Source organism: Streptococcus azizii (assembly GCF_001984715.1).
GTDB classification, from domain to species: domain Bacteria; phylum Bacillota; class Bacilli; order Lactobacillales; family Streptococcaceae; genus Streptococcus; species Streptococcus azizii.
On record NZ_MSPR01000031.1, the window covers coordinates 1 to 10,207 of the forward strand.

8 protein-coding genes are annotated in these 10,207 nt (G+C 45.0%); 2 read left to right on the forward strand and 6 right to left on the reverse strand.

Features of this window, described 5'->3' with window-relative positions; genetic code table 11:
* The first annotated feature begins 228 nt into the window (after window positions 1-228).
* Window positions 229-372: a hypothetical protein gene (locus tag BVE84_RS10925; RefSeq protein ID WP_158072016.1), complete on the forward strand. Its 144-nt coding sequence runs from the start codon at window positions 229-231 to the stop codon at window positions 370-372.
* A 137-nt stretch (window positions 373-509) separates the two neighbouring features.
* On the opposite strand, the gene BVE84_RS10005 is transcribed toward BVE84_RS10925, so the two are convergent.
* Genes BVE84_RS10005 through BVE84_RS10025 form a run of 5 tightly spaced genes read right to left on the reverse strand, consistent with a single transcriptional unit; the run spans window position 510 to window position 4,934 of the window.
* Window positions 510-1,847 (reverse strand): PTS sugar transporter subunit IIC, encoded by a 1,338-nt coding sequence (locus BVE84_RS10005; protein WP_076996855.1) that lies wholly within the window; start codon window positions 1,845-1,847, stop codon window positions 510-512.
* Window positions 1,848-2,288, reverse strand: coding sequence for a DUF3284 domain-containing protein (locus BVE84_RS10010; RefSeq protein WP_076996856.1), 441 nt, complete (start codon window positions 2,286-2,288; stop codon window positions 1,848-1,850).
* Window positions 2,273-2,620 (reverse strand): PTS lactose/cellobiose transporter subunit IIA, encoded by a 348-nt coding sequence (locus BVE84_RS10015; protein WP_076996857.1) that lies wholly within the window; start codon window positions 2,618-2,620, stop codon window positions 2,273-2,275. The genes BVE84_RS10010 and BVE84_RS10015 overlap by 16 nt, the downstream gene beginning before the upstream one ends.
* 3 nt (window positions 2,621-2,623) lie before the next feature.
* Complete coding sequence (locus BVE84_RS10020) at window positions 2,624-2,935, reverse strand: PTS sugar transporter subunit IIB (protein ID WP_076996858.1); 312 nt, start codon at window positions 2,933-2,935, stop codon at window positions 2,624-2,626.
* Between the two features lie 16 nt (window positions 2,936-2,951).
* Window positions 2,952-4,934, reverse strand: coding sequence for a BglG family transcription antiterminator (locus BVE84_RS10025; RefSeq protein WP_076996859.1), 1,983 nt, complete (start codon window positions 4,932-4,934; stop codon window positions 2,952-2,954).
* 746 nt (window positions 4,935-5,680) lie between these two features.
* On the opposite strand from BVE84_RS10025, the gene BVE84_RS10030 reads away from it, so the two are divergent.
* The gene (locus tag BVE84_RS10030; protein ID WP_076996860.1) at window positions 5,681-6,244 is read left to right on the forward strand and encodes a hypothetical protein; all 564 of its coding nucleotides are present in this window, start codon (window positions 5,681-5,683) and stop codon (window positions 6,242-6,244) included.
* Window positions 6,245-6,803: 559 nt separating this feature from the next.
* Here BVE84_RS10030 and BVE84_RS10035 read toward each other — a convergent pair.
* Window positions 6,804-10,207: putative Ig domain-containing protein (locus BVE84_RS10035; protein ID WP_142241943.1), on the reverse strand; the 3,404-nt coding region annotated here is incomplete at its 5' end.

Genomic DNA, 10,207 nt, shown 5'->3' on the forward strand with positions numbered 1-10,207 from the left:
TACGTCTACTTGACGCTCATGAGACCTCACGGGATAAGTCGTACATCTTTCCTCGTTTACTCTCGTGATTTACGCACATAGATTACGACTACCTTTTTGGACTTTAGAGTGCCTAGCCCCCTCATCCGCTATATACGCCTTAATATCACGTTTCTGTTCGTAGAGCCACGATTTCGCTATCCCTTCCTCTCCCCGCTACCTCACGATAGTCAGGCTTGGGAGTCGCTATTGGGTTCACCGGTAGCAGGTGTCCACAGAGGACTTGCACCTCAGATGTACGACATGCCCGTCGTACTAGGCAGCTGTTTTGGCTTTAGCCAATTACAGATGAGATTGCAACAGTTCGGTGAACTGTTGCAACTGGTCACCTAGAAACACGAAAGTGACCACAGAAGTTTGAGCCAAGAAGCAGGAAAGCTAGGAAATGTAAATGGGCTGAAAACCTCCACTGGAGCTTTTCACTCGTCATGTTTCCTAATTTTCAGTCGCTTTTTCACGCCCTTTATATCTTATTCAACTTCCACCTTATTAGCTGCTACCACAAACGGAGTCCAGATGAGGAAGGCAACAAAGACGTTGAACAGGGAAACGAGACCGGCCAAGACATTTCCTCCTGTTGCAAGGAAGGCATAGAGGCCTGGAGGGGTAATCCATGGAATCGCTACATAGACTGGTGGAATCAAGCCAAGGGCTGTCGCTGCATAGGCAATGCCGCAACAGATTGGTGGAACAATGAGCCACGGAATCACAAAGAGCGGGTTCAAGACCATTGGGATACCAAAAGTAACTGGTTCATTGATATTGAATACCCCCATCGGTGCAGATAATTTAGCAACAGCGCGGTATTCTTGGCGTTTTGAAAAGAGAAAGACTGCAATGATAAAGGCGATGGTCACACCCGAACCGCCCATTTGTCCATAGGCGTCAAAGGAGCCACGGGTCCAGATGTAAGGAAGTGTCTTGCCTGCTTCATGCGCTGCTGTATTTTCAAGGAGGGCAGGCAGGTAGATACCATCCAAAACAGGTCCCAGTACATTGTGTCCATGAAGGCCAAAGAACCAGAATAATTGTACCAGAAAAGAAAGCAAGACAACGCTGAACCAGCCTTGGGATAGACCGAGTAAAGGTGTTTGGATATAGGTCGATACGAGGTCGTTCAAGGATTGGCCAGATAACTGAACTGCTATAAAGCCGATAAAGGCTGACACATAGATTGCCACAATCCCTGGAATCATTGAAGCAAATGCCTTATTAACAGCTGGTGGAACTGTATCTGGCATCTTGATGGTCACCTTCTTCTTCATCAAGAAGCAGTAGATTTCTGCTGAAAGAAGGCCGATAATCATGGCTGTAAACAAGCCAGTCGCGCCTGCATAGGCCACCTTAATAGTCCCCCATTCAGACGTTTCCAAGCCCTTTTCTGAAACAGTCAAGCCAAAATCAACCAGAGCCTTGATAACTGACTTATCCAAGCCTGCTAGGTCTGTCATAATCGTTATGGTCTGTGGAATCGTTGAGATAAAGGCTGCAAAAGATACTAAGCCTCCTGCAATCGGATTGATCTTTTCATGCTGCGCCCGATTGTAGCCAAGAGCAAAGACAAAGGCTAGCGCCATGATGGCGATGGTTCCAAAATACACGCTACCATTCAGGGTAATGAGTGGCTGCATGGCTTCTGCAAAGCCTTTATTCCCCATGCTGTTGGGAATATCGCGCACCAAGACATTGATCAAGACAGCAATCGCTCCTGCCATGGTGAGGGGAAACATGGCAAGAAAAGCATCCCGTATGGCAACCAGGTGCTTCTGCGACCCTAGTTTCCCTGAAATTTTCATAAATGTGTCCATTTAATGAACCTCCTTTTTTGTTGCAAATTCTGCAAATTTTTTAATTTGAAGAAGCATACGCTTCTCTAAGCTCCGTTTCATCAGAGGGAGCAACAGCTTGTAATTGAGCTTGTTCCAGCGCCCTTCTGGTAGGTAATCCTCCGTGTACACAATCTCCACCTTATCCTCTCCTAAATCCTCTAAGTGATAGGTCAAAAATTGCACACCTCGGTTTGATTGAATCGCCACTCCATAGCACTCATTTTCTACCAGTTGTTGCAGGCTCACTTTGACGGATTGCTCCTCTTTTTTTCCAAATCGCTTGACATAACTCAATCCCTCTCTTATCTCAGAAAGAGGAAGGGACTTTCCTGTTGCTCCTTGATAGTCTGTCTGGAAGAGTTCTAAATAGAAGGCATAGAAGGCTTCCAGTTGACCGGTTACTGTCAGACGTGCTTGCATCTACCTGTCCTTTCGATTTCCTCTATCCTACGGTATAGGTCAAGCGTCTCCTTGGCCATATCCAGAAAGGTGATGGCATTCATCAGATGATCTTGACCGTGGACCATTAAAAGGGATACTTCGATTGAATGCCCTGCCGCTTCTTCTGCTAATAGGGCGGTCTGCGATTGATGGGCGATTTTGAGGGCTTGGTGGGCTTTTTCAAGGAAGGCTTCTGCTCCTTCAAAATTGCCTGTTTTGGCAGCTCGAATGGCTTCGACTGCATTTCCTTTGGCGTCACCTCCATGCATAATAAGCCCCATAATCGCCTCAAGATTTACTGGTTCTCCCATCGGCTAATCTCCTAGCAACTGCAAAGCAAATTCCAAGACATTGGCACCATTCATGGTCCCGTAGTCGACCATATTGATGTCCCCTACCTTGATGGCTGGTGCATAATTTTCCTTATATTCATCAAGCATAAACTTGACCTGAGGTCCTACCAGTAAAACATCAATCGTCTTATTGGCTACCTCATCTGCAACTTCAGAAATAGGAACAGCCCAAATCGTTACCTCTAAACCTTTATCGCTTGCTGCCTTGAGCATTTTGGTCACCAGCATACTCGTAGACATACCAGCATTACATACTAACATAATATTTTTCATCGTACTTCCTCCTTCCCTATAACAAAGGGATGAAACATTCTTTAAATTGTTGGACAGTCGGATTGTCCTGTAGTTTTTGTTGTAAATCAGGGGCATGAACAAAGGAGACCAGGGCTGGGGTAACCAGCTTCATGCGTTCATTTTTTCCAGTGGATGGTGACAGCAAAAAGACAAACCGAACCTGTTTATGCTCACTGTCCCAGCAAATCGGATAACGACAAACCGCTATGACCACTTCTTCCTTTTTCGTCAGCGCCTGGGGTGGATGCGGAAAAGCTAGTACCTCCTCGTAGACAACTGAGCTGAGATTTTCCCGAATGGCTATCTGCTTTCGGAAATCTTGTCGAAACTGTGGATTGCTCCCTTCTTCCAAGGCTTGAATCATCTGAGATAGAACCGTTTCCTTGTCTACCTGCTGATCAAAATAGAAAAATTGCTCTGCCTGAAATAATTGCTGTACCCCTATCTGGGACTCTTCTTGCTTTTCAGAAATCCCGACCTTTCTAGCAGGCTCTTCACCCATCCAGATTTTTTTCGTCATTTGGGATCGAATGCGGGCAATGTCTTGCTGCTGCAACAAAACACTGACTCTCACTACTGGAACCAAAAAGACGACAGCACTCAGATCGACCGAGGAGATGATAAAATCAATTCCCGTCAAGGTTTGTTCTGCTAGATCGAGGTAGCTGACGACCCCTACGATGTCTAACTCTGCCTGAAACTCATTTTCCAAGCGGTGTTTCAACATCCTAGCACTCCCATAACCACTGGCACAGACCACTAGCACACGATAACGAACCTGCCCGCTCATTTTTTCCAAGGAAGCCAATACGTGCAAACTAATATACGTATATTCGTCATCTGTAATGGTCTGGTCTTGCAGTTCCGGCATGTGGGAGAAAACTTCTTTAACGGCCGCAAGAACTCTAGGATATTGTTGCGCAATATCCTCCGTCAAAGGATTGACCAGTTGGATGTCATTATGAATCCGATGTAGCAGGGGAATAAAATGTATCTTCAGCGAATCGAGCAAGTGCAGGTCCGTCTCTAGAGGCACCGCCAATAGCTGACTCAGCAACTTCAAGCACTCTCGTAGGTGCCTTGTCACACTGTCCTCTGATTGGCCACTATTGACCATTTCCTTGCCTCCATGCAAATGAATGGAGATATACGCTGCCTCTTTCTCAGGAAATGCTAAAGAGAACCGCTCTGACAGACGTCCTAAAATCCTTGTCGCTACTTGGTACTCTACGCTTTTCTCATCCTCCTCATGAGAAGCTAGCTGAATCGGATTTCCCAGACGGATTCGACTCATCATCAAGGCTAGATGCACGACTAGATTATGTAGCACAAAATCGGGCAGCTGTAACTGAGCATTTCGGCACTCATCGATGACAACCATGATAATATCCGAAAAATGGCTTTCTTCTAAGAGATCATTTTGGATCAGGGAAAAGATCGAATTTTGAAAACTATCGATAAAGAAATAATCTTTAATAAAATGGCGAATCGCTAGCTCAGTTCCTGTAATCTGAATGCCTTTCCGGCTAATGAGAAGCTCCAAGCCATAGGGGCGGATCAAGTCCTTGATTTCTGTCAATAATTGGGACACACTGGTCTTGCTCAGGTACAATTCCTGTGCCAAGTCCAAAACAGTAGGACAACCTGCCTCCAAAAAAAGTTTATGGATGATGTAATGGCGCCTGTCTGTCGCCTCTTCCAGCTGTCCGACTGCCTTGACTAACTTATCTGACTGCCGCCACTCCTGCCAGTAGAGGTGAAATTGCTCCTCATCTGTAAACGACAAGCGATATCCGTAGCCTGATTTGGAGTGTAATCTTGCCCCTCTCTTAGCAATTTTTTCCTCAATGGTCTGCAAGTATTTTCGGACAGTCCGATCGCTCAGACCAATAGCTGCTGCAATCTTCTGACTGGAAATATATCTCCCTTCCTGTCTCAGTAATACTTGCACAATCCCTGCTTCTTTTCTCGTTAGCATCTCTCACCTCCCATCTTCCTGTAAGCCCTTTCTTATTCTATTATACCAAATATCAGTGCAAGCTTCACACTCCTTTTTTCCGCAACACTGATGAAAAACTAAGATGTGAGGACGTTAAAAGGTCTAAGTGAAAATAGGAATTCTGACGAAGAAATCGAGAGAGTTTGCTGAGGCAAACTCCTATTTCCCGCCTTCAAAGGTATACTATACCTTTGAAGCTAGGAAGAATTATCTTTTTCACAAAGACCTTAGTCCGAACTCAGTTACAATAAGATACAAAGCCCGTGTAAAAACCGAATGAAAAATAGGAAACATGACGAAGAAGTGTAACTTCTAGGAATGTTTATCTTTTTTCCGAGCTTTTAGCCCGTGTCCAATTATAAGATACAAAGGGAGTGTAAAGACCGAATGAAAAATAGGGAATCGAAGCAGATGATTCTGACAACCGCTAACCTCACTGTCTAATTTTTAGGTTGAAGGATGTCGTCTATAGACCTATTAAAAAAGTATGAAAAAACAAGCAATGTCGACTTGGAATTGCTCGTTTTCCATCTCACGCTTTATAATTATAATAAGGATAAAACAACTAGAACGGTGTGAAAACGCATTCAAAAAACTTGCTTTTGAAATTGAGTAGGTGTATAATGAATGTAAAAAGATAAAATAACTTGTTAGAGAGGAGGAGTTTGTAGAAATCAAGTTAATTTATCAATAGATATTATAAAAAGTTGAAAGGATTACTTGATATGAAAACAAATATTAAGAAAATGATTGCTATTTCTAGTGTTGCTCTGTTACTGTTTGGGAATATGTCTCCTGTGTTTGCATTAAGTAATTCGGAAGACGAAATGAGCAATGTTGAGTACCTTCAAGAAGGCACAACGGGGGATGTCTATACTTTTTCTAATTCGGATGTCCTTCAAGCAGCCGAGAATTTATATCATCAAGGTTTATTTACAGAAGAGCAATATCGAATTGTATTTTTTGCTTATGCACAACGTTTGGGTGTTAAAGGTGTAAACAAAGTTGTTAATCTAGGAAATGGCTTGACTGATGTTTATATAAATAATGTGACATGGAGTGCTATGATTGGTTTGGGAGGAGGAGCTGCAGGATTACTATTAGGTGCTATACCAGGATTAAATGCCGGTGTCGCAGCTATGATTGGTGCTGTAGGAGGAGCTGCAGGAAGTGCTTATTTAGGAGCAGAGCGGGGAGTTATTGTCAGAATGAAACAAGTATATGAACCACCTACACAAATTTCAGGCGCTAAACTATATCCTAAGGTCATAGGGATTAGGGAGCAATGATGAAATTGCTTGAAACAATGTTCTATGCTTTCATGAAAATCTTCCCCGCAATTTCCATTCTTTTAGGATATGTCATTATGAGAGCAATAAAGCATAAAAAATAATCTATGATATAAAATGACTGGTACAAAATGATAGGCTCCCCTTATAGCGGACAGTGAAAAAACAAAAATTTTCACAGGAAACTGTAAAGGGAGTCTTTCCATGTCCCAAAGAAGTCAAAAGCCAGTTGAAGAGAAAATAGACTACTTTTGATTTTTATTGAGTATTAGTCCAAGATAGCAGAAACAAAAAGAGAAACACAGACAGTTCGGCGGGATTTTATCAAAATCAGCTCGATCTGTCTGTGTATTTTTAGTTATTGGCTAGTTTTTGTCCAGCCTCTTTTCATATCTGAACTTATACCACGATGACACTAGCCTTGGAGGCTTTCTAAACTACCTCAACGACTAGGGAAAGGGCTAGCAGGTTCTAGTATTTTAGAAATGGCTACCACCCTTTCTGATGGATCGTGCATAATCAGGGACTGAAACCCTTAACAGGATTTGCCAGAAAAAGATTATTCCTCTTCTTTCTTCTTACCGAGAGCTAAGAGACCTGCTACACCAAGAGCTACAAGACCATAGGCTCCCACATTGGAGGTATCTGTTCCTGTTTTTGGAAGCACTGCTGTCGCTGCTGATTTCACAGTAGGGGCAACTGGCTTGCTGTTTGGATCTTTTGAGTCTGTACCAGCTTTCTTTTCTTCTTCATCCGTGAAGCTGTCATTATCATCGTCTGGGTCTGTCACATCTGGGTCCTTATCGCCATCGGTGTCGCGTTGAACCTTGATAGTGATTTCTTTTTCAGCGATTGGATTGCCGTTGCCATCCTTGATAACCACTTTCACAGGGAAGTCGCGTTCTTCCTCGGTAGGTCCCCAGTTATCAACAGTCGGTGTACCAGTAATCGTACCTGTTGCTGGATCGTAGGTCAAGCCACCTGGTAGACCTGTCACCTCAACAGTTCCACCGGTTGGAATATTGGTCACTGGAACCTCAATCGGTGCGATTGGTTGTTTTTCAATGACCGTCTTGTCTCCCATGTCCCCAATGGTAGCTGTTGGCTTACTGTTTGGATCTTTCGGATCAGTACCTGCTGTCTTTTCTTGGTCATCTGTGTAGTCATCATTATCATCGTCTGGGTCTGTCACATCTGGGTCCTGGTCGCCATCGGTGTCGCGTTGAACCTTGATGGTGATTTCTTTTTCAGCGATTGGATTGCCATTGCCATCTTTGATAACCACTTTCACAGGGAAGTCGCGTTCTTCCTCGGTAGGTCCCCAGTTATCAACAGTCGGTGTACCAGTAATCGTACCTGTTGCTGGATCGTAGGTCAAGCCACCTGGTAGACCTGTCACCTCAACAGTTCCACCGGTTGGAATATTGGTCACTGGAACCTCAATCGGTGCGATTGGTTGTTTTTCAATGACCGTCTTGTCTCCCATGTCCCCAATGGTAGCTGTTGGCTTACTGTTTGGATCTTTCGGATCAGTACCTGCTGTCTTTTCTTGGTCATCTGTGTAGTCATCATTATCATCGTCTGGGTCTGTCACATCTGGGTCCTGGTCGCCATCGGTGTCGCGTTGAACCTTGATGGTGATTTCTTTTTCAGCGATTGGATTGCCATTGCCATCTTTGATAACCACTTTCACAGGGAAGTCGCGTTCTTCCTCGGTAGGTCCCCAGTTATCAACAGTCGGTGTACCAGTAATCGTACCTGTTGCTGGATCGTAGGTCAAGCCACCTGGTAGACCTGTCACCTCAACAGTTCCACCGGTTGGAATATTGGTCACTGGAACCTCAATCGGTGCAATCGGTTGTTTTTCAATAACCGTCTTATCTCCCATATCCCCAATGGTAGCTGTTGGTTTACTGTTTGGATCTTTCGGATCAGTACCTGCTGTCTTTTCTTGGTCATCTGTGTAACCGTCGTTATCATCGTCTGGGTCTGTCACATCTGGATCCCTGTCGCCATCGGTATCGCGTTGAACCTTGATAGTGATTTCTTTTTCAGCGATTGGAGTGCCGTTGCCATCCTTGATAACCACCTTCACAGGGAAGTCACGTTCTTCCTCAGTAGGTCCCCAGTTATCAACAGTCGGGGTACCAGTAATCGTACCTGTTGCTGGATCGTAGGTCAAGCCGCCTGGTAGGCCTGTCACCTCAACAGTTCCCTTATTTGGAACGTTAGTCACTGGAACCTCAATCGGTGCAATCGGTTGTTTTTCGATGACTGTCTTGTCTCCCATATCCCCAATGGTAGCTGTTGGCTTACTGTTTGGATCTTTCGGATCAGTACCTGCTGTCTTTTCTTGGTCATCTGTGTAGTCATCGTTATCATCGTCTGGGTCTGTCACATCTGGATCCTGGTCGCCATCGGTGTCGCGTTGAACCTTGATGATGATTTCTTTTTCAGCGATTGGAGTGCCATTGCCATCCTTGATAACCACTTTCACAGGGAAGTCGCGTTCTTCCTCGGTAGGTCCCCAGTTATCAACAGTCGGGGTACCAGTAATCGTACCTGTTGCTGGATCGTAGGTCAAGCCGCCTGGTAGACCTGTCACCTCAACAGTTCCACCGGTTGGAATATTGGTCACTGGAACCTCAATCGGTGCAATCGGTTGTTTTTCGATGACCGTCTTGTCTCCCATATCCCCAATGGTAGCTGTTGGCTTACTGTTTGGATCTTTCGGATCAGTACCTGCTGTCTTTTCTTGGTCATCTGTGTAACCGTCGTTATCATCGTCTGGGTCTGTCACATCTGGATCCTGGTCGCCATCGGTATCGCGTTGAACCTTGATGATGATTTCTTTTTCAGCGATTGGATTGCCGTTGCCATCCTTGATAACCACTTTCACAGGGAAATCGCGTTCTTCCTCAGTAGGTCCCCAGTTATCAACAGTCGGGGTACCAGTAATCGTACCTGTTGCTGGATCGTAGGTCAAGCCGCCTGGTAGGCCTGTCACCTCAACGGTTCCATTATTTGGAACATTGGTCACTGGAACCTCAATCGGTGCAATCGGTTGTTTTTCGATGACTGTCTTGTCTCCCATATCTCCAATGGTAGCCGTTGGCTTACTATTTGGATCTTTTGGATCAGTACCTGCTGTCTTTTCCTCTTCATCTGTGAAGCCGTCATTGTCATCATCTGGATCGGTAAGGTCTGGAATACCATCGCCATCGGTGTCGCGTTGGATGGTAACTGGGACGGTGATTTCCTTCCTCTCATTGCCATTGGTGACAGTGACTGGAATGTTCACAACACGCTCTTCTTCCTCCTTGCCCCAGTCTGTCACAGTTGGGGTGCCGGTCAAGTTTCCATTTTCATCAACAGATAGGCCGTTGGTTGGAGTTGACGTAATAGCAGAGCCATCTTTATTCGGTGTGACAACCTTGGTATTGGCTGGAACTGGTGTTTTCTCTGAGACGGTTGCTGGACTTGTCGTCACAGAAAGACCTGTTGGCTTGCTGTTTGGATCTTTCGGATCAGTACCTGCTGTCTTTTCCTCTTCATCCGTGAAGCCGTCATTGTCATCATCTGGGTCTGTCACATCTGGGTCCTTATCGCCATCGGTATCGCGTTGGATGGTAACTGGGACAGTGATTTCTTTTCTCTCATTGCCATTAGTCACAGTGACTGGAATGTTCACAACACGCTCTTCTTCCTCCTTGCCCCAGTCTGTCACAGTTGGGGTGCCGGTCAAGTTTCCATTTTCATCAACAGATAGGCCGTTGGTTGGAGTTGACGTAATAGCAGAGCCATCTTTATTCGGTGTGACAACCTTGGTATTGGCTGGAACTGGTGTTTTCTCTGAGACGGTTGCTGGACTTGTCGTCACAGAAAGACCTGTTGGCTTGCTGTTTGGATCTTTCGGATCAGTACCTGCTGTCTTTTCCTCTTCATCCGTGAAGCCGTCATTGT

Bases quoted from the DNA above. Each gene is read 5' to 3' on its own strand.
- BVE84_RS10030 (WP_076996860.1), top strand. From the start codon at position 5,681: ATGAAAACAAATATTAAGAAAATGATTGCTATTTCTAGTGTTGCTCTG.
- BVE84_RS10025 (WP_076996859.1), bottom strand. From the start codon at position 4,934: ATGCTAACGAGAAAAGAAGCAGGGATTGTGCAAGTATTACTGAGACAG.
- BVE84_RS10005 (WP_076996855.1), bottom strand. From the start codon at position 1,847: ATGGACACATTTATGAAAATTTCAGGGAAACTAGGGTCGCAGAAGCAC.
- BVE84_RS10020 (WP_076996858.1), bottom strand. From the start codon at position 2,935: ATGAAAAATATTATGTTAGTATGTAATGCTGGTATGTCTACGAGTATG.
- BVE84_RS10010 (WP_076996856.1), bottom strand. From the start codon at position 2,288: ATGCAAGCACGTCTGACAGTAACCGGTCAACTGGAAGCCTTCTATGCC.
- BVE84_RS10015 (WP_076996857.1), bottom strand. From the start codon at position 2,620: ATGGGAGAACCAGTAAATCTTGAGGCGATTATGGGGCTTATTATGCAT.